The sequence below is a fragment of the Vibrio sp. MMG023 genome (assembly GCF_021654215.1).
Lineage (GTDB): Bacteria > Pseudomonadota > Gammaproteobacteria > Enterobacterales > Vibrionaceae > Vibrio > Vibrio jasicida.
Genome location: NZ_JAKFZP010000006.1, coordinates 484,237 through 509,558, shown reverse-complemented (window position 1 = coordinate 509,558; position 25,322 = coordinate 484,237). Strand labels below are relative to the sequence as shown.

General features: G+C 46.5%; 19 protein-coding genes and 5 tRNA genes. 15 read left to right on the top strand and 9 right to left on the bottom strand.

Features of this window, described 5'->3' with window-relative positions:
- Positions 1-98: 98 nt before the first annotated feature.
- Entirely contained in the window at positions 99-2,114 is a 2,016-nt protein-coding gene (gene rep / locus L1076_RS21000; RefSeq protein WP_038882193.1) for a DNA helicase Rep, read from the top strand.
- Between the two features lie 72 nt (positions 2,115-2,186).
- On the opposite strand, the gene L1076_RS20995 is transcribed toward rep, so the two are convergent.
- Positions 2,187-2,600 (bottom strand): cytochrome c5 family protein, encoded by a 414-nt coding sequence (locus tag L1076_RS20995; protein WP_038882194.1) that lies wholly within the window; start codon positions 2,598-2,600, stop codon positions 2,187-2,189.
- A gap of 361 nt (positions 2,601-2,961) precedes the next feature.
- Here L1076_RS20995 and L1076_RS20990 point away from each other — a divergent pair.
- The 5 genes from L1076_RS20990 (at position 2,962) to L1076_RS20970 (ending at position 3,565) form a co-directional block, all read left to right on the top strand.
- Positions 2,962-3,038 (top strand) — tRNA-Arg (locus tag L1076_RS20990).
- A gap of 33 nt (positions 3,039-3,071) precedes the next feature.
- Positions 3,072-3,147 (top strand) — tRNA-His (locus tag L1076_RS20985).
- A gap of 75 nt (positions 3,148-3,222) precedes the next feature.
- Positions 3,223-3,299 (top strand) — tRNA-Pro (locus L1076_RS20980).
- A gap of 48 nt (positions 3,300-3,347) precedes the next feature.
- A tRNA-His gene (locus L1076_RS20975) sits at positions 3,348-3,423 on the top strand.
- 65 nt (positions 3,424-3,488) lie between these two features.
- Positions 3,489-3,565: transfer RNA gene (locus L1076_RS20970), tRNA-Pro, on the top strand.
- 468 nt (positions 3,566-4,033) lie between these two features.
- On the opposite strand, the gene L1076_RS20965 is transcribed toward L1076_RS20970, so the two are convergent.
- Positions 4,034-4,759: an HAD-IA family hydrolase gene (locus L1076_RS20965; RefSeq protein ID WP_237304395.1), complete on the bottom strand. Its 726-nt coding sequence runs from the start codon at positions 4,757-4,759 to the stop codon at positions 4,034-4,036.
- A 686-nt stretch (positions 4,760-5,445) separates the two neighbouring features.
- Here L1076_RS20965 and L1076_RS20960 point away from each other — a divergent pair.
- The 5 genes from L1076_RS20960 (at position 5,446) to L1076_RS20940 (ending at position 12,050) form a co-directional block, all read left to right on the top strand.
- Entirely contained in the window at positions 5,446-7,161 is a 1,716-nt protein-coding gene (locus tag L1076_RS20960) for an ABC transporter ATP-binding protein (RefSeq protein ID WP_038869931.1), read from the top strand.
- Positions 7,162-7,266: 105 nt separating this feature from the next.
- Positions 7,267-8,820: an ABC transporter substrate-binding protein gene (locus L1076_RS20955; protein ID WP_045409200.1), complete on the top strand. Its 1,554-nt coding sequence runs from the start codon at positions 7,267-7,269 to the stop codon at positions 8,818-8,820.
- Positions 8,821-8,966: 146 nt separating this feature from the next.
- Positions 8,967-9,944: an ABC transporter permease gene (locus tag L1076_RS20950; protein ID WP_038869935.1), complete on the top strand. Its 978-nt coding sequence runs from the start codon at positions 8,967-8,969 to the stop codon at positions 9,942-9,944.
- 2 nt (positions 9,945-9,946) lie between these two features.
- Entirely contained in the window at positions 9,947-10,903 is a 957-nt protein-coding gene (locus L1076_RS20945; protein WP_038869936.1) for an ABC transporter permease, read from the top strand.
- 160 nt (positions 10,904-11,063) lie between these two features.
- Positions 11,064-12,050 (top strand): SPOR domain-containing protein, encoded by a 987-nt coding sequence (locus tag L1076_RS20940; protein ID WP_237304394.1) that lies wholly within the window; start codon positions 11,064-11,066, stop codon positions 12,048-12,050.
- A 208-nt stretch (positions 12,051-12,258) separates the two neighbouring features.
- On the opposite strand, the gene L1076_RS20935 is transcribed toward L1076_RS20940, so the two are convergent.
- The 5 genes from L1076_RS20935 to L1076_RS20915 form a co-directional block, all read right to left on the bottom strand.
- Positions 12,259-14,580: a hypothetical protein gene (locus L1076_RS20935; protein ID WP_038877071.1), complete on the bottom strand. Its 2,322-nt coding sequence runs from the start codon at positions 14,578-14,580 to the stop codon at positions 12,259-12,261.
- Positions 14,581-14,809: 229 nt separating this feature from the next.
- Complete coding sequence (locus L1076_RS20930; protein ID WP_237304393.1) at positions 14,810-16,372, bottom strand: hypothetical protein; 1,563 nt, start codon at positions 16,370-16,372, stop codon at positions 14,810-14,812.
- 4 nt (positions 16,373-16,376) lie between these two features.
- Complete coding sequence (locus L1076_RS20925) at positions 16,377-16,949, bottom strand: sigma-70 family RNA polymerase sigma factor (RefSeq protein ID WP_038877068.1); 573 nt, start codon at positions 16,947-16,949, stop codon at positions 16,377-16,379.
- Between the two features lie 2 nt (positions 16,950-16,951).
- A complete protein-coding gene (locus tag L1076_RS20920; protein WP_038869943.1) occupies positions 16,952-18,427 on the bottom strand; it encodes a hypothetical protein in 1,476 nt (491 codons plus the stop codon).
- Between the two features lie 25 nt (positions 18,428-18,452).
- A complete protein-coding gene (locus L1076_RS20915; RefSeq protein ID WP_237304392.1) occupies positions 18,453-19,811 on the bottom strand; it encodes a protein kinase in 1,359 nt (452 codons plus the stop codon).
- A 231-nt stretch (positions 19,812-20,042) separates the two neighbouring features.
- On the opposite strand from L1076_RS20915, the gene L1076_RS20910 reads away from it, so the two are divergent.
- From L1076_RS20910 to L1076_RS20895, 4 genes are all read left to right on the top strand, one after another.
- Complete coding sequence (locus L1076_RS20910; RefSeq protein ID WP_038869946.1) at positions 20,043-21,050, top strand: LacI family DNA-binding transcriptional regulator; 1,008 nt, start codon at positions 20,043-20,045, stop codon at positions 21,048-21,050.
- A 37-nt stretch (positions 21,051-21,087) separates the two neighbouring features.
- Positions 21,088-22,014 carry a LysR family transcriptional regulator gene (locus tag L1076_RS20905; protein WP_038869947.1) on the top strand — a complete coding sequence of 309 codons (927 nt, stop codon included), beginning with the start codon at positions 21,088-21,090 and terminating at the stop codon, positions 22,012-22,014.
- 203 nt (positions 22,015-22,217) lie between these two features.
- Positions 22,218-22,595, top strand: a complete 378-nt coding sequence (locus tag L1076_RS20900) for an SMR family transporter (protein WP_237304391.1) — start codon at positions 22,218-22,220, stop codon at positions 22,593-22,595.
- A gap of 2 nt (positions 22,596-22,597) precedes the next feature.
- On the top strand, positions 22,598-22,927 hold the full coding sequence (locus L1076_RS20895; RefSeq protein ID WP_005429986.1) for an SMR family transporter: 330 nt from the start codon (positions 22,598-22,600) through the stop codon (positions 22,925-22,927).
- A 77-nt stretch (positions 22,928-23,004) separates the two neighbouring features.
- Here the strand turns inward: L1076_RS20895 and edd are convergent, their stop codons facing one another.
- A complete protein-coding gene (gene edd, locus L1076_RS20890; protein ID WP_237304390.1) occupies positions 23,005-24,801 on the bottom strand; it encodes a phosphogluconate dehydratase in 1,797 nt (598 codons plus the stop codon).
- Positions 24,798-25,319, bottom strand: a complete 522-nt coding sequence (locus L1076_RS20885) for a gluconokinase (RefSeq protein WP_038869953.1) — start codon at positions 25,317-25,319, stop codon at positions 24,798-24,800. The genes edd and L1076_RS20885 overlap by 4 nt, the downstream gene beginning before the upstream one ends.
- Positions 25,320-25,322 lie beyond the last annotated feature (3 nt).

The window sequence follows — 25,322 nt, the reverse complement described above, 5'->3', positions numbered from 1 at the left end:
GCATCTATCTGTGTAAAAATTACGTGAAAATCTCCGTAGCTTTCACGCGGTCACCCCTTTATCATAGGCGCCACAATTACCACCCGCAGAGAATTTCTATGAAGCTGAACCCTAGACAAGATGAAGCCGTTAAGTACGTATCAGGCCCATGCCTCGTGCTGGCTGGTGCTGGTTCGGGTAAAACTCGTGTAATTACCAATAAGATTGCTTATTTGGTTCAGCAGTGTGGCTATAAGGCACGCAATATTGCTGCGGTTACCTTTACCAACAAAGCGGCGCGCGAGATGAAAGAGCGCGTCGGTCAGACGTTAGGTAAATCAGAATCGAAAGGTTTGATGGTTTCGACCTTCCACACCTTAGGTTTGACCATCATCAAGCGTGAGTACAAGCATCTTGGCTTGAAAGCAGGCTTCTCCCTCTTTGATGATCAAGACCAACTTGCACTACTGAAAGAGCTGACAGAAAAGCAGCTAGATGGCGATAAAGATTTATTACGTCAACTACTAAGCAGTATCTCAAACTGGAAGAACGACATGCTGACACCAGAACAGGCAAAAGCGCTTGCTCAAGGTGAGCAGCAGCAATTGTTCGCGTTCTGTTTTGAGATGTACCAAAAGCAGATGAAGGCATACAACGCGCTCGACTTCGACGATCTGATTTCTTTGCCAGTGCAACTTCTGCGCAATAACGAAGAAGTGCGCCAACGCTGGCAAAATCGCATTCGCTACTTGTTGGTGGATGAATATCAAGATACCAACACCAGCCAATACGACTTAGTGAAGTTGATTGTCGGTGAGCGTGGTCGTTTGACTGTGGTAGGCGACGATGACCAATCCATCTATTCATGGCGTGGTGCTAAGCCGCAAAACTTGGTGTTGCTTGGTGAAGACTATCCAAATTTGCGTTTGATTAAGTTGGAGCAGAACTATCGTTCGACTAGCCGTATTCTGCGCGCAGCTAACATCTTGATTGCGAATAACCCACACGTGTATGAGAAATCACTGTTCTCGGAAATTCCTGACGGTGAAAAACTCAAAGTGTTGCTGGCGAAAAATGAAGAGCACGAAGCGGAGCGCGTGACGGGTGAATTGATTGCGCACAAGTTCCTAAACCGCACCGAATATAAAGATTATGCGATTCTATATCGTGGTAACCACCAATCACGTTTGATTGAAAAGTCACTGATGCAAAACCGTGTGCCATACAAACTGTCTGGCGGCACATCTTTCTTCGCTCGAGCTGAGATCAAAGACATCATGGCTTACCTACGTGTGTTGGTGAACCCAGATGATGACAACGCGTTCCTACGTATTGTGAATACGCCGCGTCGTGAAATTGGTCCCGTGACGCTAGAGAAGCTGGGTAGCTACGCCAACATGCGTGGTAAGAGCTTGTTTGAAGTCAGCTTTGAAATGGGACTAGAGCAGCACCTAACCGGTCGTGGTTTAGAGAACCTACGCCGCTTTACTCAATGGTTGGTTGCGATTGCCGATCAAGCTGAGCGTGGCGATACGGTTGAAGCGGTGCGTTCGCTTGTGCGTGATATTCATTACGAAGATTGGCTATACGAAACGTCAGCAAGCCCGAAAGCGGCTGAAATGCGTATGAAGAACGTTTCTGACCTTTACTCTTGGATTGTGGCTGACCTAGAAGGTGACAACTACGATCAAGAAGAGAAGACCATCAAAGAAGTCGTTCAACGTTTAACATTGCGAGACATGATGGAACGCGGAGAAGATGATGAAGATAGTGATGCCGTTCAATTGATGACGCTTCATGCATCGAAAGGTCTCGAGTTTCCTTATGTATATTTGATTGGTTCGGAAGAGGGAATTTTACCGCACCAAACCAGTATTGATGAAGATAACGTCGAAGAAGAGCGTCGATTGATGTACGTGGGAATTACGCGTGCTCAAAGAGAATTAACCTTTACGATGTGTAAAGAGCGTCGCCAGTTTGGTGAATTGATCAAACCGACACAAAGTCGTTTTTTAGATGAACTGCCATTTGATGACGTTGAATGGGAAGTAAACAAAAAACCAGTATCGGCAGAAGAGCGCATGGCAAAAGGCCAAGCTCACATCGCTAATATTCGAGCGATGTTTAAGAAGTAGGACAGCGTTGTTCTAATTTGCTAAAAACAAAAAGGCTTGCCAAGTGGCAAGCCTTTTTCGTTGGTGTCTTTATTACAGACCTTCAATCATGTGGTCGATGGCTGCGATGATTTCGTCATCAGAACAGTCCATACACGTACCTTTTGCTGGCATTGCATTGAAGCCTTGGATCGCATGGTTGGTTAGCACGTCTTTGCCTTGTGCAATACGTGGTGCCCAATCCGCAGCATCACCTGTTTTTGGTGCGCCACTTACGCCAGATGCGTGACAAGCAATACAGAAAGTACCGTAAACCGCGGCGCCATCACGTGGACCAGTTGGTTCTGCTTTTACTGGTTCTGCACCTGCTAGATAAACATCACCGACAGGTTTGATGCGTTCTGCGATCGCATCGTATTCAGTTTGGCTGATGTCAGAAGCTAAAGCTGCCGTAGAAAAAGTTAAGGCAGCGAACAAAACGCTAATCATTCGTCGAGACATATCCATTAAACCCACTTCACATTCCAAAGGTAAGTGACTTACCTATTTATATAGTTAGAGTATTTAGCCCTGTTGGATTCGGTTTTGCTGCATGGCCTGAATACTATGCAGAAAACCGTTCCTAACGGTCTAAAGTGATTGAACAATCTGGTTGCGACTGTTAAATCAATGTAAATAATGGGTGATTATATCCCGATAAGTTGTTGCAATAAACAACAAGTTATCCATGACAGGGCGTGAATCACATCAAAAATTCACTTTAAAGGCAGATAACTGTCGAAAAAGAGACCAAACGAGAAAAAAAGTAAAAAAAGTACTAGACGGCATAGTGTGATATCCGTATTATTCCTCTCCGCCGATGGGGCATGCGCCCGTAGCTCAGTTGGATAGAGCGTTGGCCTCCGGAGCCAAAGGTCGAAGGTTCGAATCCTTTCGGGCGTGCCATTCCGGAATACAAATTAACGGCACAAAATAGTGGTGGCTATAGCTCAGTTGGTAGAGCCCTGGATTGTGATTCCGGTGGTCGCGAGTTCGAATCTCGTTAGCCACCCCATTATTTCGGTAACTCATTAATTAATGAAGTTTCCAGTTTTGATTCAAATATCCCAAGAGTCGAAACAAAATTCGTCGGTGAATAGCGCAGCTTGGTAGCGCATCTGGTTTGGGACCAGAGGGTCGGGGGTTCGAATCCCTCTTCACCGACCATCATTTAGTTTATGGCTATACTAGAGCGGTAAACGACACAAATTGATGGTGGCTATAGCTCAGTTGGTAGAGCCCTGGATTGTGATTCCGGTGGTCGCGAGTTCGAATCTCGTTAGCCACCCCATTAATTTAAGGTGACTTCTTAGTTGAAGTATCCTGTTTGATTTGAGAGAATCAGCAAATACAGTTCGGTGAATAGCGCAGCTTGGTAGCGCATCTGGTTTGGGACCAGAGGGTCGGGGGTTCGAATCCCTCTTCACCGACCACTATTTAAAGCCTCAGTCGAAAGACTGGGGCTTTTTTACGTTTGAAATTTAGAGTGTTGGGACCAGAGGGTCGTGGGCTGGAGCGGCAGTCCGCAGGGTGCCCTGCCGCGTCGAATCTCTTCACCGACCACTATTAGAAAGCCTACTTTTTAGCAGGCTTTCGTCGTTTTAGAGCTTATGATCTTACTTGGACTGGATGAGTCGACAGTATTTCAATGGGGTTGAGCCCAAGTGGGGTTCGCCTGAAGTTAGAATATGGCTCTTCATCGACCGCTATTTGAAGCCTCAGTCGAAAGACTGGGGCTTTTTTACATTTCTCATCCTCAAAAACTCTCACGCCGCTTTCAATTCCACCAAAAATGTACAGCTTTGGGAGCTTTTGACCACCTATGATCCAAATGCTTTTCGAGCTGATAAAAGAAACCCCAGCACGGAGGCTGGGGCTTTGTATTTCTTGAGTTAAGTGCTTTATTGAGCGAGCGTTTTTAGAATTTCATTCAGCTCAACGGTCTCTTTTACTTCATAGTTTGGCTTGATATCGGTTGGGTTTACTGTGCCTGCCTCGTTAACCCACACACTCGGAATGCCCATATTGTTGGCACCCGCAATATCGGCTGGTAGAGAGTCACCAATATGAATCACTTCTTCTGGTTTTGCGTCAACAAGGTTGAGTGCTTTGTGGAAGATACTTGCAGCAGGCTTCTCTTCAGGCTCTTCGCCACCGACGATGATGTGATCCACCCATTCACTCATTTGTGTCGCTTTGAGCTTTGGATGTTGCGAGAATATAGGGCCGTTAGTGATTACCACCAACTTGTAGTGTTGGCGTAGCTCCGTAAGCATTTCCTTCACGCCAGGGAAGAACGTAAAAGCACCCATGCGAGCTGAATCGAAGAAGCTTTGTGCCTGCTGGGCTTGTTCTGCATCGATCTCGATACCTTGTTCTGCCAAGATGGTTTGGATTAAACCGCAGCGGAACGCATTTTCATTAGGTAGAAGAGCGATAAGTTGAGGGAATTCGTCGTTTAACTTCTTATATACGCCTTGCAAGTAGCGCTGTACGAAGGCTGTGGAGTCAGCGACCTGAGGGTAAGTTTGAGTAATCCAATCGGCAAACTCTTGCCCTGCCACTTTATCGGCTTTAGATGTGCCACATAAAGTCTCGTCCATATCAAAAAATATCGCTTTAAGCACAAGGGCTCCTTCATTCACTACTCGACGTTGGGCTTTAATTATCTCTTATCTTACTCAAAATGACAGTGGAAAGCGCAAAATCACCAGTTCAACACGTGCTTTTTAAGGGCTAATCAGGTTGCTGATACGGAGTTTTCTACTGCATCAAAATCACTTTAATCACAAAATCGCATAACTGACGCATAACCAAGGTTAGGTGACAGATTTCATTTGTTTTGCAGATCTGCTCACGTTTTCACCTCTATGTGTGTAGGGGGATTTTGGCTTTTTATGTATGCAGACTATTTTGTTAGTAACATTTTATGTCGAAAAGTCCCAATGGGAACGGAATATTGTTTGGTAAATGTTAATGGTGGTGCGTGAATAATAGGGATACTATCAATAGTGAGTTTATGCGTGAATTTAGAGCATTTTTCTGTTTTTATTGGTGCGTAGCGCACAAAAATGGTGTGTTATGAAAATGGTTAAATACTTGTTAATGCATTTCTATTCGCTCATTGTGCGTGTAAATAATGTTTTTTCGGCGGAATATACTTTAATTGTTGCTTTTTTGTGTGATTTTTGCCAAATTGTTTCCGCATTAAGATTTCAGAGTATTATTCTGAATTTGAACGGATTCATTCAGGTAATGAATGGCGCTTTTATTGCGCGATTCGATACCACAGACAAGGCAGTAGAGGTCTGAAATGTCACTATTAGAGGTGAAAAACCTTCGTATAGAATATCCATCCCGTCACGGTGTCCATGCGGCCGTGAAGTCGCTTTCTTTTCATATCGATCGTGGCGAAATTGTGGGTGTTGTTGGCGAATCAGGTGCGGGTAAATCCACCGTTGGTAACGCCGTTATTGATTTACTTAGCCCTCCGGGTCGTGTTGCCAGTGGTGACGTGTACCTTGATGGAGAGAAAATTTCTGGTTTGACGCCAGAAGCGATGCGTAAGGTTCGCGGCTCTAAGATTGGCTTTATCTTCCAAGACCCAATGACCTCGCTTAACCCTCTATTTACGGTTGAGCAGCAATTGAAAGAGACCATCCACGCCAACATGAAGGTGTCGGATGAAGAGGCGTATCAACGTGCGCTTTCTTTAATGCAACAGGTTGGCATTCCGCAACCTGAAAACCGTCTTAAACAGTACCCACACCAATTCTCTGGAGGTATGCGCCAGCGTGTGGTTATTGCTATCGCACTGGCTGGTGAGCCAGAACTTATCATCGCAGATGAGCCAACTACGGCACTCGACGTATCAATCCAAGACCAAATCCTAAACCTTATCCGTGAACTGTGTATCAAAAACAACGTAGGTTGTATGCTGGTGACGCACGACATGGGTGTGGTTTCAAACGTGACTGACCGTGTTGCGGTTATGTACCGCGGTGATTTGGTGGAGTTTGGCCCAACCGCTAAGGTATTGGGCGATCCTGACCACCCATACACACGCAGCTTGATTTCTGCGGTTCCTCGTTCTGACATTAAACTCGATCGCTTCCCGCTAGTGAGCTACATCGAAGAAGCAACAGAGCTACAAGAACTGGACATCAAGAACCACTGGTTAGGCCAAAGCCAAGACCAACGCGAATACACAGGCCCTCTATTGGATGTGAAGAACGTAAATCTACGCTTCGTGACCAAAGATTCGTTGTTTGAAAGCCGCCGCGAATACGTGCAGGCCTCAAACAATGTCAGCTTTGAAGTGCACGAAGGCGAGACGTTTGGCTTGGTGGGCGAATCTGGCTCAGGTAAATCGACCATCGCACGTGTAATTGCTGGCTTGTATGAACCAAACTCAGGCCAAGTAAGCTTTGAAGGCATTGACCTAACGGCACTGAAATCAGAAAAAGCGCGTCGTCCACTGCGTCGTCAAATGCAGATGGTCTTCCAAAACCCATACACTTCAATGAACCCGCGTATGAAGATTTTCGACATCATCGCGGAGCCAATTCGTTTCCATAAGCTCACTAAGAATGAAGCGGAAACGCGTCAGATTGTGAATGACCTGCTTGATCACGTAGGTTTGGGCAAAATGGCGGGCGTGAAATACCCTCATGAATTCTCCGGTGGTCAGCGTCAACGTATTTCAATTGCGCGCGCACTGGCGACCCGTCCTCGACTACTGATTTGTGACGAACCGACATCAGCATTGGATGTATCGGTACAGGCACAAATTCTGAACTTGCTGAAAGATCTGCAAAGTGAACTGAACCTAACGATGCTGTTTATCAGTCACGACTTACCTGTTATTCGTCAGATGTGTGACCGAGTGGGTGTGATGCAGATGGGTACGCTACTGGAAGTGGCGCCGACTGAGCAACTGTTTACCGCTCCTCAGCATGAATACAGTAAGAAGCTGATTTCTCTGATGCCTGAATTCACAGGTTTGAGAGAAGAAATCAAAACGGCATAAACCAAGTTTTTCGCTTGGCTGACCATCAAGGTCAACAAACCTTAGTCATAACAAAGACGCAAACACAACAAGGGATTCGAATTCCCGCATGAAGGAGTTATGCAAATGAAAACCATGAAAAGCAAATTAGCAGTGGCGCTAATGGCAGCGGGCCTAAGCTTTAACGCAATGGCAGCAGATATCAAAGTTGGCTACGCAGCTGACCCAGTATCGCTAGACCCGCATGAGCAGCTATCAGGCGGTACGCTGCAAATGTCACACATGGTATTTGATCCACTAGTTCGTTTCACAAAAGACATGGACTTTGAACCTCGTCTAGCAGAAAGCTGGGAACGTGTGAACGATACAACGGTACGCTTCAAGCTACGCCAAGGTGTTAAGTTCCACTCTGGTAATGACATGACGGCAGACGACGTAGTATGGACTTTCGAACGTCTACAAAGCTCTCCAGATTTCAAAGCTATCTTCGACCCGTACGAAAAAATCGTGAAGGTTGACGACTACACAGTGGATCTAGTGACTAAAGGTCCTTACCCGCTTGTGCTGCAAACGGCGACTTACATCTTCCCAATGGACAGCAAGTTCTACTCTGGTAAGACAGAAGATGGCAAAGACAAGTCTGAGCTAGTGAAGCACGGTAACTCATTTGCATCGACTAACGTATCTGGCACGGGTCCATTCATTGTGACTTCTCGTGAGCAGGGCGTAAAAGTGGAATTCGAACGCTTTAAAGATTACTGGGACAAAGAGTCGAAAGGTAACGTTGATAAGCTAACGCTTGTACCAATCAAAGAAGACGCAACTCGTGTAGCTGCGCTACTTTCTGGCGGCGTTGACATGATTCACCCTGTTGCACCAAACGATCACAAACGCGTGAAAGATGCAGACGGCATCGACCTAGTAACGCTACCTGGTACTCGTATCATCACGTTCCAACTCAACCAAAACAGCAACGAAGCACTGAAAGACGTTCGCGTTCGCCAAGCGATTGTTCACGCAATCAATAACGAAGGCATCGTGAAGAAAATCATGAAAGGCTTCGCAACGGCAGCTGGTCAGCAAAGCCCAGCAGGTTACGTAGGTCACGATGACAAACTGGTTCCTCGCTACGATCTGAAGAAAGCGAAAGAACTTATGAAAGAAGCGGGCTACGAAGATGGCCTAACGCTGACGATGATCGCACCGAACAACCGTTACGTGAACGATGCGAAAGTAGCGCAAGCGGCGGCGGCAATGCTGTCTAAGATCGGCATCAAAGTTGATCTAAAGACCATGCCAAAAGCGCAATACTGGCCAGAGTTCGACAAGTGTGCGGCAGACATGCTGATGATCGGTTGGCACTCAGATACGGAAGATTCAGCTAACTTCAACGAGTTCCTAACTATGACTCGTAACGAAGATACTGGTCGTGGTCAGTACAACTGTGGTTACTACTCAAACCCAGAAATGGACAAAGTAGTTGAAGCTGCGAACGTAGAAACGGATCCAGCGAAACGTGCAGAAATGCTGAAAGGTGTAGAAGCAACACTATACAACGACGCAGCATTCGTACCGCTACACTGGCAAAGTGAAGCGTGGGGCGCGAAGTCTAACGTGAAAGCGGCAGACATCGTTAACCCAATGGTAATGCCTTACTTCGGTGACCTAGTGGTTGAATAATCACGGTTAGTCGATTTTGAGGAGGGATGGATGTCCCTCCTCAACTTAAAGCACTCGACTCAGTTTTGTTTCAGTCGGACTGAGTTGGTTTTACAGACTGAATTTTCTCTCTGAATAGAGATCTATGGATAGTTAAGGGGCAAGGAATGTTTTCGTTTCTGGTCAAGCGCCTGTTTCAGGCACTGATAGTGATGTTTGTGATCAGTTTGGTGGCGTTTGCCATTCAGGATAACCTGGGTGACCCGCTGCGTGAGCTTGTAGGTCAGTCGGTTTCAGAAGCGGAGCGTCAAGCGCTGCGTGACGAACTGGGCCTGAACGATCCCTTTATCACAAAGTACACTCGCTTTGTGGGCAATGCGCTACAAGGTGATTTAGGTACATCTTACTTCTTCAAGCGACCTGCGGTTGAGGTAATTCTCGATAAGCTGGTGGCGACGCTAGAGCTCGTGTTTGGTGCGACGCTCATTATCATTCTTCTCTCAATTCCTCTTGGGGTGTACTCCGCGATTCATCCGAAGAGCATCTTTACCAAATTTGTCATGGCGATGAGTAGTGTCGGTATCTCGATTCCGGTGTTCTTAACCGCGATTATGCTGATGTATGTATTCTCCATTGAGCTGGGCTGGCTGCCTTCCTACGGGCGGGGTGAAACGGCTAATATTCTTGGTTGGGAATCTGGCTTTTTTACCATTGATGGCATCAAGCACTTGATTCTACCTTGTGTGGCACTGGCTTCGATCATGTTGCCGCTGTTCATTCGTTTGGTACGTTCAGAAATGTTGGAAGTGCTGAGCTCTGAATACATCAAGTTCGCCAAAGCAAAAGGCCTGAACTTAAACAAAATTTATTACCAACATGCACTTAAGAACACCATGCTACCTGTTCTGACGGTGGGTGGTGTGCAGATTGGTACCATGGTGGCTTACACCATTCTTACTGAAACCGTGTTCCAGTGGCCGGGTACGGGCTTTCTTTTCCTTGAGGCAATCAACCGTGTAGATACACCGCTGATCACTGCCTACGTTATCTTTGTTGGTCTGATTTTCGTGGTAACCAATACCATTGTTGATTTGCTGTACGGCATCATCAACCCAACAGTGAACCTAACTGGAAAAGGAGCTTAATCATGAGCCAATCAAATGTAACGGCCGCTCCTGAAGCAGTACCTTCTGCGTGGCAACGTTTTAAAAACTCGGATTTCTTGTACTACTTTAAGCGCGATAAAGTCGCGATGGCCAGCTTCACCGTATTTATGGTGTTTTTGGTGTTGGCGATTGCTGCCCCTGTACTTGCACCGACTGACCCTTATGATCTCACGTCCATCGATATCATGGACTCGGAGTTGCCGCCTTCTTGGATGGAAGACGGTGACGAGCGTTTTGTGTTAGGTACGGATGAGCAAGGTCGCGATATTTTATCGACCATTCTTTACGGCTCTCGCCTGTCTTTGACTATCGGTTTTCTTGCGGTTGGTCTTCAGTTGGTACTGGGTATCATTATTGGTTTGTCGGCGGGTTACTTCGGCGGCCGTATCGATAGCTTCTTGATGCGCTTTGCAGACGTACAGTTATCGTTCTCGACCATGATGGTGGCGATCATCGTCTCGGCAATCTTTAAAGCCAGCTTTGGCAGTGACTTCTACAGCCAATATGCGGTAGTCATGCTGGTGGTGATCATCGGCGTGGCAGAATGGCCGCAATACGCACGTACCATTCGCGCCTCGGTATTGGCAGAGAAGAAGAAAGAATACGTCGAAGCGGCGCGTGTGATGGGCTTTAAAGCACCTCGCATCATGTTCCGTCACATTCTGCCGAACTGTCTATCACCAATCCTAGTTATCTCGACAGTACAGGTTGCGAACGCAATCATGTCGGAAGCGGCACTGTCATTCCTAGGCTTAGGTCTTCCTGTGGACCAGCCGTCTCTAGGCGCGCTAATCAGCATCGGCTTTAACTACATCTTCTCTGGTGCATGGTGGATTACCGCCTTCCCAGGTATCGTACTCGTGACACTGGTATTGGTGATTAACCTACTTGGCGACTGGCTACGTGACGTGTTCAACCCGAAAATCTACAAGGGTTAATCACTAAAATACGCACCTATACGTTGCCTATTTCATAAAATTCTTTCTAAACTGAGAGCCGGATGCAATTCCGGCTCTTTTTTTGCTTATCACTTTTTATTCATGTTTTATTGACGCTTTGTCGCGATAATTTCATCACCTACTGTTCAGAGTGAAGCGTATGGAAATGAAGAAGGCACAACACTCCTCTCGTATCGTCCAATCCGGCTTGAGCCTTGGGTTGTTGTTGGCGTGCGCCCAATTTTCGACACCGGTATTCGCGGAGGGTTTTCTTTGCCAAGCCTCTCAAGCGAGTAACAAAGAACTGCCAGTACTTGAGCAATCTTGTCCGATCGGGAAAGGGGTATGGGGAAAGAAAGTGCCGCAGGGAGGCAATGATTTCTTCTGGATTCAATGTGGTTTGTTGCCAAAACCGATGTCTTTAGCCAAAGCCAAGCCGATCTACGGCGAAATCACCACTGATGTTTGGATGAAGCCGGAGCAAAAAGGCTACCGATGTCTTATTGGTCCTTATACTGAATTTGCCAAAGCCTCGCAGGACTTAAAGCGAGTCAAAACCTTGTCGACATACAAAGAAGCCTTTATTCGTGTGGTTGGCAAAGGTACATCAGAGCCAGTGAAGCAAACTAAGCCAATGCCCAAGCCAGTTTCGAAACCAAAACCAGTCGAGCCAGTGGCCGCCTCTCGACCTGATACAGGGGCATTTCAGGCCAAAGAGGCACCCGCAAAACAAACTGTTAAGCAAACCTCGGCGACCCAAGTTGCCGCAAAGCCTGCCAAAATGACTAAGCCTGCTCAACCTGCGAACAGCAGTAAGAACGTTCAGGTTCGTTTGAAAACCATCTTACAAGGTAAGACGTTTGTGGTGCCGTACTTGGTCGAGAATAACAACCAGTTCTACATGGAACATGGCAAGCCGTGGAATCGCTTAAATTACGCGAGTTCGAAGCAAGTGTGTCAGCAATTGGGAATGAACTTGGCGAGCGCGCCTGAGTTTAAAACGTTGCGTGGCTCTGGTGTGATGGAAAAAAATAATTGGCCATTACAATTGCCGTACTGGGGTAAAGATAAGAAGGGGCTATTTGCTGACCGAGAGCCCAATCAGTTAACAGGCACCTCGTTGCTGAATGTGATTTGTGTGAAGTAGTTAAACTGATACAAAAGAGCCCCGCTTGAGCGGGGCTTTTTTTGCGGCCTCAAACAGAGGAGCTATTTGAGACTGGTTTCCCTGTGGCAATTCGCGCAACAGTATACTTCTTTGATACCTTTGCACTTTTCCCAGAAAGTTCTGCGTCGACGATGCAGGTGGATCTGGCTACAACAAGGTTTCGATAGTATTTGTTTATCTTTACTCATTAGTCTTCAATTAAAGGCAGTGATTCCATCACTTTTTCTATTGCTTCTTGAGAGTGTGAGTACAGACCGAACTCTGGAGCAGATACCCAACCGTTTTGTTCAACGCTTGAGTTGATGCCGATGTAGAAGTCGCCAAACTCTCGGTTTACGTTACGGTGGCGAGTCTTGTAATCAGAATCTGCGCCAGTTTCTTCTAGAATCAGAGTTTCGCGGTTTGTTGTGCTATCTAGAGAGACTGTCCAGTTACCTGGTGTGTAGAAGCCTTCTGGTTTGATAGACTCATACTCGTAAACATCGCTTGCGTATTCAAACTTACCCGCTGCGTAGAATAGCTCTGTTTCCTCTTCTGCAACGGTCTCGCTCTCTACCGTCATATCAAATTCAACCTTACCGTTTGCGACCTTTTCGCTCACTGGTAGTGCTTGTGCGAAAGGTGCATCCGTCGAATCCAACCAGAATAACTCGTCACCATCGATTTTCACTAGGATTTGGTCGCCATGCGCGGTTTTGTTTTGGTAAAGCATTTCATACTCAGAACCTTCGTCGTCATACAATTTGCCATCTTTGATTTCTACATCCCAACAATCTTTGTTTTGGTAAGCCGCGTAGCTTGGTAGCTTGTCCAGTTTTGCCAAAATCGCGTATGGGTCGTACTCTGATTCCCAAGAGTTGCTTAGGTTATCACTGATGTTTGCCGAATACTCTTCGCCTTGCTCATCATCGTTTGAACCCCAACACCATAGTAGGCCTTCGGCATCTTTCATAAGAATCGCATGGCCAATTTCGCCATCGTTGCGTGCAAAGCTGCCCATTTTTGCCGCTTTACCGTTAAAATGGTCGATAGTGAAGCCTAGTGTTGGTACGACTGGTGGTGGTGTAGTGCCTTCTTTTACTTCTGGTAGTTTAAAGGTTACACGAGCTTCACCATCTTCGTTGTCTTCTACACTAACGGTAAATGTTTGACCTGCAGCGTAAGCTTTTTCTGGGGAACCTTCGACAGTGATGATTGCGTTGTCGTTTTCATTGATAGACAAGCCTTCGATAGAGATCGACTCCGCTGAATACTCTTCTAGTTGGCCATCTTCGTCTTTGAACAGACCAGAAATGTCTAGAGTTTGCTCAAAAGCTTCACCTTGCTGCAGTTGCCAGTCATCAACGATGCTTTGCAGACGTTTTTGCTCTGCTTCAATGACGATTGGCGCTTGGTTAGCGGTTTCAATATCCAATTCGAATACTGTGCTTACAGTAGCTAGTGTTTTTCCAGAAGAGTCTTTATCTTCTGCTGTAAGGATGATTTCAAACTCGCCCGCTTTGGTGACTTCAGTTGTTGGTGAAAGAATCAGTTGTTCACCTACAATGCTAACTTCGATACCTGTGCCAGTAAGGTTGTGAGTCAGTTTCGGTGTTACTAAGTTTTGGTCTTTGTCTTTGAATAGACCTTCAATGTTTAGTTCAACACCATCGAAGCCTGCGCCTTTTACGATTTCTGGTAAGTTATCTAGCTTATCTTCGGCTGCTTCTTCAACGTTTTCGCTGACAACAAGCTTGTTGTTGACTACGGTTTCTGGCGCTAGGTTTTCGCTTTCTGGTGTGCTGTCAGTGATCACTGGGCGTAGGTTTGGATCATTGATATCTGCACCAGACTCCACCAGACGGTCTACTTCTTGATCAGCTGCTTGCGCGAATTCAGTCGCTTTTTTCTCGTAGTTCGCAGGGTTTTGCGCTTTAGATTCAGTCAGAATCTGAGCGGTTTTATGTAGTTCGGCACTTTTATCTACGCCCGAAACGAAGTCGCTGTATAGGTCGATAGGAGCCTCTTCAGTACCACCAAGTGCTTGGTTAACTTTTGCTGCGGCTTCTTCTTCTGTTAGCGCGTCGTTGTTTGCCATCTCAATCGCGACAAGGTCTGTGATTGGTGAAATAACGTTAGACGAGTTTGGTGCTCGGAAAACCAATTCGTGCGCCATTGCTTGGCTTGGGTGATCCATATCTACGGTGTAAGTGCCTGCATGTTTTGGATCAAGCTGAATAAGTTGTTTCTGCTTTAAGCCGTTTGGCGTGATGGTTTGTAGAGCCAGCGTCGCTTCTGGTTTTGCTTTGATGGTAAGCTGACCTTTCTCATTCGTCAGACCAAGGAAGGTATCAGAGGTATCCCATTGGCCGTTGTTGTTCAGATCTTCAAATACCACCGCGTTTTTGAAGTAACCATCAAAGCCTGTGATCACTACACCAGAATTACCACCGTTTGAACTACTATCTGAACCACCACAACCTGTTAGCGCGATAGCCACTGACGCTGCTAGTAAACTCACCTTATTCATTGTTTTTAATCCTTGTTTCGTTTCCGAATGAGAAAGTCGCTTTTTATTGTTTTATCTCCAAATCTCACTAGTGAGATTGGAAAAGCTGCGCATTTTGGATCGATTTTGGAAGCAGCTTCAAGATACGAAAAACCGCAAAAAAACCGTAAAAAAACTTTGAATATTTTTTTGTTGAGTAGATTAGTTGTTTAAATTATCAATAGTGGTGCTGATTATGGAATACAACGACTTATTTTGAGTTTTTAGTTAATTTTTGATTGGTTTTCGTACCAAGAGGATCGTGATAAATCATATTGAGCTTAAGTTCTTCAACTTCACTGGCGTACTTAGGTAAGGGACGTAAAATGTAGCTGTAAGCTTCCCCATGAAGAAAGACGTCATTGGCATGGTAATCATTGTTGAAGTAAACAAAGGCATACGCGGACGGTATTGGTGCAGTGGCACAATGGGTGTTGTTGGAATAAGACACGATATCATTGAACATGCCTTCGCCCGCGACAATTGAAGCGTCCCAAAATTGGCACATTTCATGACTGAAGAAGTCGCTATTGGGTGCACTTATGTTGAGGTCGGAGTCGAAACCATCGTAATACTCATCACCTTGAGCAAACCGCCTATCAAAAATGTAGTTGTTGGCGAGTGTATGGCGATAACCCCCTTCAGTTGGGATGAGCAAATCAAACAGTGTGAAGTGCTCAAGATCCTTTCCAGTATTGACGTTCAAACGTTCTTCCATCGAACGTTTGTTTTTCTGCATGGTGTAGCTTTCGAAACGATTATTGTCGAAGACAGTAATAAAGTAGTTTTCGGTTTCTTTATGCACACGCGAGGTATAGACCTTTTTGGTGGTCCATATTTGTTGCGTTCTGTTGGTTTGCACAATCAGTGAATCATCGCTGATCTGATAGCTGCCCACTTTCTTTAGTTCATTCTCTTCTGGGCAACGAGTTTTGTTGTTGGCTGCGGCATAAAAAACGTCGTCATCGATAAACTGAAATGCCTCGCAATACACGACTTCATACTCGAATTTTTTCCCACCAAGCAAAGTTGTGGATTCAAGACGATAGACAATGCCATCAATGAGAGGGTGCTCAGTGTTATTTTGTTCTTCAATCACCGCTGGCAGTTCAAAACGTGTGGTAACCCATGCATGATCTTCCGAGCCATGGTGGTCATCTCGTGCAGATACAGCCAAGAAGGTGGTTTGGTCGAAGGCTTTTGGCGCACCTTGAAGCATGATTTGCCCTTGATTGAGCACACTTAACCCGTTGGCATTTTCTAGCCAAATACGAGTTGTGAGCAGGTCACCTTCCGGATCTTCAAATAGTTGATCTAACCCTAGCGAGTAGTTGATGGGGTTGTTTTGTGTAAGCTCCCAACCAAAGATGATCGTTTGTAGTTGTTGTTCCACGGCAAGGTTAATGATCGGCTTGCCGTTGTTTGTCGCATCGTTATTTTGGTTGTTACTGATGTAAGTTTGAGTCAGGTCTCCGGAGTAATTGACCACCGATGATCCAAAAGCATCTTGAACCTGTTCAGGTTGCTCTGATAACGCAGATTCGAGTGCTTTTTCAAAGGCAAGTTCGTTGTTTCGTTCCAAGACTGATGAGGTTAAGGCTTGCTTTACTTCAATCAACGAAGTGCGCTCACCTTGGGACGTTTTTCTCTTATCTAGGCCATTTTGTGCTGGCTCTATATTGGCAGCCGCAGCGGCTGCTTGTTCATCTGAAAGCCAGTAGCTTGCCATTAAGCAAACACCCAGTGCGCCTGCAATCCAGTATTTTTTCGTCATGATATTACGCGTGCGCCATTCTAGATTGCAGCCAGCTGCGCGAGAACTTAAGGTCTTTTTCAATCAAACTGGCGCTGCATTCGAGCAGTTCACAGATCTCTTGGTTTTTCATGCCCATCAGATACTTGAGCTTTAATGCGTTAGATTGGCGCGGATAGCGTACACTAAAGTTGTCGAGCGCTTTGTCCATGATGATGAGTTGCTCGAAGCGATCTTCTTCCTCTTTCATCAAGGTGATGTGTTGGCGCTTCTGCGCTTGATGAGCACGTGCATTGTCGATCAAAATCTGGCGCATTACCTTGGCGGCCATCAAGAAGAAATCGCGCTTGGTTTCAATCTCACTCATGTCGCAACTAGACATCTTTAAGTAGGCGTCATGGATTAGCGCCGTGGTGCTGTTCACGCTGTCTGCCAGTACCTTATTGTCGGTGCCGTATTTTTCGGCATTGCGTTCGCGCTCTTGCTGAGCAATTTTACGCAATTGAAGATAAGCGAATTGGTATAACTCACTTTCCGCTTGTTTGTTACCAGCTTGCCATTGTTGAATGATTTGCGTCAGGGTGGAATTGGAAGCCATGGTTATACGTCCTCACTTACTTTTACAAACTCAGAGATGGTGTGGGTTTCAATACGGTCAGAGCCATCACGGTTACGACTGATGTCTTGCTGGTAGCGATACAAAATACCTTGTTCCCACGTTTTGCCTGCTGGCAGGTATTCCCACGTGGTGTAGTTGATTTCAGAAGGGGTTGGTGACCAACGTACCATCACATTCATCTGCGCTAGTTCTGCGCTCGGCTCATCGTTGTTGACCCACCACATATCCAAATAGTCGTTGGTGACATCTTGGGTATATAAGCGGGTGTCGGTAGGGCAGGTGATGGCATCAACAGGTAGACGCAATACTTGGTTGTAACGCATCAACAAACAAGATTGTTTCATTGAATCACGTAGGTACTGGGTTTGTTGCCACACACCTTGGTAGGCAATTTGGCTATCGATGGAATCGGGGTAGGTGAACCATAGCATTTCAGTACGGTTTTGGTGCTGGATGTGCTCGTTTTGACCTAACCCTTGCACTTTTTCCATCAAAAGTCGGGTGCTTGGGTCAAAGTTGAGGGCAACAGAACGATATTTCCAATCGCCTTCATCGTCGTAGTCTTCCAGTGAGAAGCCGTTGAGATCGTTACGTGTGCAGCCGGTATCGGAACAGCCAACCAAGCTCTCCCATTCAGAAAACTTTTCGATAGGCTCGACAATGTCTTCGGTTATGCTGTGGTTACGTGCTAGGAAACAACCTTGGAAGTAATCACCAATGCTTGGATGCTGAATAAGAGACGTTTCGGTAATGGTGAAGTTAACCTCGCCAATCGGTGGGCGATAACGTGGATGATGTTGGTAACGAATATCAAATGCACAAGCGCGGCCTTGCCAGTCCTTTTTCTTGATGATGATGTTCTTAAAGCGCACGTTTTTGGGCTCAAAGATGATTTCATTCGAAGCAAAGTTTTTCTCAATATAGGTTTGGCTTTCATTGAGATGCTCCACCGCTTCTTCTACCGAAACCCAATCTAAGTTGAGCTGATGTTTGGCATTATCAATGACATTGAGATCGAGGCGTTTGAGTTGCGCTTGGAAGGCTGGGTCAGAGAGAACCTTGTTGGCTAACACAATCTCTTGGCGATTTTCTGGTGTGCTATCGAGAGAAAGCAACAAGCGGGTCATATTGATACTGCGACTTGGCTTGGTGGTTGCCATGGTTGGAGTCAAGACTTCTTGGCTGGACATAGTCGTCAGTAGATAGCCTTTGTCGTCATTACCGAGGAAAAAGCTGATGACATCGCCTGGATGATAATCAAATGCACCTTTCTGCGTAAAACCAGAAAGGTTAGAGGTCGTTTTGTAATACAGTCCCGTCACCGGAGAGTCGATGAAAAAACCTTGCTTGATGGTAGGCGTGACTGCTTCTGACACCTCGGGTGCAGAAGTCATGTTCGCCCAAGCTGGGGCCATCGCTAAAGCGGATAGCCAAATCGCCATGGAACGTGTGTACATCTTTGTGTTTAAGCCTTTTTGTGTTTTAGCCTTTCTGTTTAGTGCGAATATCAGGTGCACAATTTGGCTGACAACTTATTGCGTTTGTTAGGTGCTTCTCTGGCACCGGTGTCATCATCGCCAATAACATTTTTTGTTTTATGTGTTTGGGGATATCTGGATTAGACAGAATCCGCCTACGTGTCAGCTCCATCATGGCACTGACGGACATATGCTCGACATTTTGCCCCTTGGCGTGGAAGACAAGGCGTGTTACTTCGTACATGATGTCTTCTGCAACCTTCTTCTCTTGTTGCAGTTGGATGTTCTTTTGAATCAGAGTGTTACTGAACAACAAACCAGATAACACTAAGATTGCGGACAATACCGATGGCAGCGGTCGGCGCTGTACTAGACGAAGTATGCTGTACAGCGGCCAGTGCTTTTTTTGTTCGATTGGACGGTGCTCAAGAATGTTCTCAATATCTAACCGTAAGGTGCGCACATTGCGGTAGCGTTGCTTTGCTATAGAGCGAGTTGCTCGACGGATCACCCAATACACATCAGACCAAACTGGTGGGTTTGGAAACATCAGCGCCAGAATCTTACCCAGAGAATACACATCACTTTGCTCCGTTAAGAACTGGCCTTTTTGTTGTTCGGGGCTGGCGTAATGTTCACTAAAGGCGATTAAGCCTGAATGCGATTCTTCAGAATTCGACTGCGCTTTTTGTGTTAGGTTAAAATCGAGCAGTTTTGGCCGCTTGTTGCGATCAATCAGAATGTTTTCCGGCTTGAGATCCGCATGCAAGACCTGATGCTGGTGGGCGTGTTCCATGGCCTCACAGATCTGCTTGAACAGCAGTAACTTATCGTCGTCTTCCATTGGCAGTAATGAAAGGTAAGCGTCCAGAGTTTGGCCAAAAACTCGTTCCATCACGATGTAAACCGAATCATCGTGTAGACCGCCATCGAACACTTTGGCAATGTATGGGTGATTCAAGCGAGCCAGCAATTGCGCTTCATCAAACAATGCTCGTTGTCCTAAAACCTGACTCAAATTGCTTTGGATAAACTTGATTGCAAGGTCTTGCTCAAACGTCTCATCAGCGCGCTGTGCCGCATAGACTACCCCCATGCCACCACGACCTAATTCATGGGTAAGGCGATATTTACTGATCACTTCTCCACTTAGATCGACTTCATGGCTCGTGGCCTGATGCGCGCAAAAACCGAGCAACTGAGTGAGTTGTTCCTGTTGTTGGTCGATAGCCAAAAGAGGGGCGATTTGGAGGTAAAGCTCAGGTTGACTTTTCTGCAATGCTGCTAGGTATTGCTGTTGTTGAGAGTCGTCCAGATCAAGCAGGTGATAGTAAATCTGGGTTTTGCTGGAGCCTAACTGCACTATACTTTTTATCTTATTTTTTTAGGTACGGCAGTTTATAAGAAACTTAATATTAATGTCATTTATTTATTCGGCTTTGAATCACAATTATGAGAGCGCAATTTGGTTACTGTGTTTTTATTAAGCTTATGATTTTGTTGATTATATGGTGAATAATCTCTACTTGGCTTGTCGCGAGCGGGCGTATTGGTCATAATGTTACTAGTAACATTAATGATAAATTAGATATTTATGGCTCAACATAATAAAAAATCACGAACGACATTGCAGGATGTCGCAGACAAAGTTGGCGTAACTAAGATGACGGTATCGCGTTATATGCGTAATCCGGAATCTGTGGCAGAAAAGACTCGAGTAAAGATCGCCGCAGCGATTGAAGAGATGGGCTATATCGAAAACCGTGCTCCGGCGATGTTATCTAAGTCTTCCAGTAAAGCGATTGGTATCTTACTGCCTTCACTGTCCAACCAAATTTTTGCTTCTTTTGTTCAGGGCATTGAAACGGTCACTAAAGCTAATGGTTACGAAACACTGCTCGCACACTTTAGTTATGACGAATTGGAAGAAGAACGCAAAATCGCGTCGCTGCTCTCTTACCAAGTTGATGGCTTAATCCTAACCGAAAGCCACCATACCCAACGCACTTTACAGATGATCAAGAACGCCGGTGTGCCCGTGGTCGAAACCATGGAACTGCCAGAGCAGCCGATTGATATGGCGGTCGGCATGGATCACGAAGATGCCTCTTACAGCGTCGTAAAGCGTATGTTGGAATCTGGCAAGCGCACCATCGTTTACTTCGGCGCTCGCTTGGATACGCGAACAAAATTGCGTATGCAGGGCTATGACCGCGCAATGACTGAAGCGGGGTTGGAGCCAAAACACGTCCTAACGGGTGATCACTCAAGCTTTTCGCTAGCGCATGATTTATTAGAGCGTGCACTTGCAACTTACCCTGATCTTGATGGCGTTTTCTGTACCAACGATGATATTGCTATTGGTACCTTGTTAAGCGCTCAACAACGTGGCATCAAAGTGCCAGAACAACTTGCGGTCGTTGGCTACAACGCTTTAGACATTGGCCAAAGCATCAGTCCAAAACTGACCAGCGTGGATACGCCGCGTTTTGAAATTGGTGAAAAGAGTGCAGAGTTGTTGATTGCGCGTCTAAAAGGGGAAGCTCAAGAAGACAAAATGGTCGATATGGGTTACCGAATTACCGCAGGCGAGAGCGTTTAGTCCGCCATTATTTCAGTTTCATCACTAGGGTGCCGTTATGCCACATCAACTTGATGCGCTAGACCTCAATTTAATGCGCTTACTCAAAGCCGTGGTGGATAACCGCAGCATCAAGTTGGCGGCGATGCAGCTTGGTATTTCGCAACCCAGTGCCAGCCGTGGTGTGATGAAGCTGAAAGACGTGTTTGATGATCCATTGTTTGTGCGTAAAGCGCACGGGGTGGAGCCATCCCCAATGGCAATTCGCTTAGCTGCGGAGTTTGATAACATGCTGTCGCCGCTAGAAAAAGTGGTCCAGGAGTTTTCGGACTTTGACCCGCTCGAATACCAAGGTCAGATTGCGATTGTGACCGACCCCTATTTGATGGATGAACAAGGTCAGCGTTTATTGCGCGGTTGCCATCAAGCCTTTCCTCAAGCTTCGTTTGTCTTCTCAAGTTGGAACATCTATTCCCAAGACGAGATGTTAGAGGGTGAGCATGACTACTGTATTCTCGACCAAGAAACTGAGTTGTCGAAAGACATCTACATGCGTCCATTGTTTGTCGAAAAACGGGTGATTTTGGCTCGTAAAGACCATCCAACCTTATCTCAAATCAGCAATGACTGGGATACGGTGTCGGAATTGCCACTGGTCTCTCTGCCTGCTCCTGCGTCTTACAATCCACTTTGTACAGTTGAATCTGAGTATCGCCGTATGGGTTACGAGCCTGTCGTACTACTTAAATCCTACAACTTGCGCGTCGCTTGCCAAATGCTGCTTGAGACCGATGCCATCATGTATGCTAGCCAAAGTACCGCGCACTTGATGCACGAACTTGCCTCTTATCCAATGCCGATGGTCAACCGAGAGTTCAGCCAGTTTGTTGTTTCGGGGGGGTATTTACAGACCTACCGTAACCACCCATTGCACCGCCATTTGCACCAAGTGGTGCAGCAAACCCTCAATACGCCATTAACGTGATCGGATAAGCAAACTGTCCTTTAAGATATTCAAAAATGAATATCTCAATTACCTGTCTGTTTTACTGAAGAAGGGCTAATCTGACTGCAAATAGTCAGGAGAAGCGGCTCTTTTTATCTTATCAATTCTTTGAATGTCTGATTCTTAAAGGACATTCACCATTCTCCGTTATGCAGTTTTTTAATTTCTGGGGAGGATGAATCATGCTCATTGCACGTCTATTTTTATTGCTTGCCATTGTTGCCGAAGTTGCTGGCACCAGCACCATGTCGTATATCGGCGAAAGTAATGCGTGGGAAGGCTATCTGGTGATGTACGTTCTGATCGCCATTTCCTATTACTTCCTGTCGAAAGCAGCAAAGAAAATCTCTATCGGTGTCGCGTACGCAACGTGGGAAGGCTTGGGTATCGCCTTGATTACCCTAGTTTCTATCGTTTTATTTGATGCCAACTTAAGCGCGCAGCAGTTGCTTGGTTTGGCGTTGGCAGTGGTCGGTATCGTGTGTGTGACGCTCGGTGAATCACACGGTCAGCCTCAACAAAAAGATGAGTTGTCACGCTCATCGAATGCGAGGAGTTAATCATGAGCCAATTTTTTACTGTTTCATTTGGATTTGTTGTTATGGCGGCGTTGGTCGACATCATGGCGAACATGGCGCTGACTCGTTCTAAAGGCTTTAAGCACAAAGGGTGGGGCATCACTGCGATTGTATTGGTGATGGCGGCGTTTACCTTGCTTGCTCAAGCGGTAAAAGAGATTGACCTTGCGATCGCATACGCCTCTTGGGGCGCGATAGGTATCTTAGGTACCGCGATTGGTGGCGCTTTGCTGTTCAAACAAAAGCTTAAGCCAATTGGCTGGTTTGGTATCTTTGTAGTGATTGCAGCAGTTGTGGTGATGAAGACGGCTTGATGATTGAAAGTTATCTACGAAGCAAAAAGCGGAGTGCACAACACTCCGCTTTTTCTGTTTTTGAGGGGCTTCCCGCCCTACACAATAAAGCTTGCGCCTTCTTCTGCGCTCGAAACGCTCTGACGAATCACGCTAAAGAAACCACGACCCCAAGTCTGTTGTTTCGCTTCAGTGTCCATCTCTAACAGTTCACGACCCGCAACATCGCTGAGGTTATTCAACTCGCCAGTTTGGCAATCAACGCGGATGATGTCGCCATTGCGCACCAAACCAATCGCGCCGCCACGAATCGCTTCTGGAGATACGTGAATTGCTGATGGAATCTTACCTGATGCACCAGATAGTCGACCGTCCGTCACTAGCGCGACTTTAAAGCCCGCTTTCTGCACGTTGCCGAGAATTGGCATCAGTTTATGCAGCTCTGGCATGCCGTTCGCTGCAGGACCGTTGTGCGTCACAACCACGATGCAATCTTGGTTTAGCTCACCGCGTTTGTACGCTGCTTCCACTTCGTGTTGGCACTGGAATACGATCGCAGGCGCTTCGATGATGCGCTGCTCTTCTTTCACCGCAGACACTTTTACCACGGCTTTACCCAAGTTACCGTTAAGTACGCGAGTACCACCAGTGTTTTGGAAAGCTTGCGTTGGCGCAGCAATCACTTCGCCGTCTTGGCTGCCACCACATGGTGTCCAAGTCAGTTTACCGTCGACTAGTGCTGGTAGCCTCATTTGGTCTTCGAATTCGCCGAATACCGGTTTCACGTCCCGGTGAAGCAAGCCTGACTCGTCCAAACGATGCAATAGCGCAGGTACGCCGCCCGCTTCTTGGAACGCGTTCATGTCTGCTGGACCGTTCGGGTAAACGCGCGCCAACAGTGGCACGACTTCAGATAAGTCACTGATGTCTTGCCATGTCAGAATCAAACCTGCTGCACGCGCCACAGCCAACATGTGGATAGTGTGGTTGGTGCTGCCGCCCGATGCCAACAGCGCAATAATGCCGTTGATCAGGCTCTTTTCTGTGACGACTTCAGACAATGGACGGAAGTTGGCTGAACCTGCATTCATTGCCGCGATTTTCAGAGCTGCATGATCGGTCAGCGCCTTACGTAGCTCAGTATGTGGGTGGATGAATGCCGAACCTGGCAGCATCAAACCCATTGCTTCAAATACAAGTTGGTTGGTGTTTGCGGTGCCGTAGAAGGTACATGTGCCAGCTGAGTGGTAAGCGCGACACTCCATATCAAGCAGTGCGTCTTTGCCAACTTCGCCCGCCGCGTATTTTTGGCGAACGTCGACTTTCTCTTCATTGCTGATGCCCGTTGCCATCAAACCTGCTGGCACAAATGCCGTTGGTAGGTGTGCGTAAGACAGCGCGCCCATCAATTGTCCTGGTGCGATTTTGTCGCAGATCCCCAGAAGCAAAGTCGCATCGAACACGTTGTGGCTCAGTGAAAGTGCCGTAGATTGGGCAATTAAGTCACGAGAAAACAGCGACATGTCCATGCCAGCTTGACCTTGAGTCACGCCATCACACATTGCCGGAACGCAGCCAGCAACTTGCGCAGTGTGACCGTAGCCAGACAGCACTTGTTTGATTTGATCAGGGTAGTGTTGGTAAGGCTGGTGGGCACTCAGCATATCGTTGTAAGCACTGATCAGCGCCACATTCGAATGAGTGAAATCCAGAATGCTTTTCTTTTCTGAAGAACAAGATGCTGCAACAGCGTGCGCCAAGTTACCGCAAGACAGACCGACACGACCTTTGCCGGCTTCTGCTTGGACTTCAGTGCGAGCAAGAAACGCCGCACGCGCCTCTTGGCTGCGCTCTACTAAGCGTTGAGTAACGTCTAAAATTACTTGATGAGTCATGCGGTCACCTCATCTTGAGCTCGAATGAGTTCAGCTGCGTTAGTTACCACTTCTTCGATCGTGGCATCAATATCAACAAAAATGGTACGAGGTTCGTTCTCTGGGCGCTCAAGCGTTTCAAACTGGCTGTTGACCATGTTCTCTTTCATGAAGTGACCTTGGCGAGCACGCATGCGTTCAAGGATCAATTCTTTGCTGCCGTCTAGGAATAGGAAACTAACGTTTTCGTTACCGTCGCGGATTTGGTCACGGTAAATCTTTTTTAGTGCCGAGCAGACAATAATGCCGTGCTCGTTTTTGCTTTCTAAGCTATAAGCAGCGTCGCGGATACGTTCTAGCCATGGTTTGCGGTCGTCGTCATTCAGAGGCTGACCTGATGCCATTTTCTGAATGTTTGCTCGTGGGTGAAGGTTGTCTCCATCAATGAATTTACGTCCTAGCTTTTCTGCTAAGTGCTCACCAATTGTGGTTTTGCCACTCGCACAAACGCCCATAACGACGACACTACTACCAGCCATAAC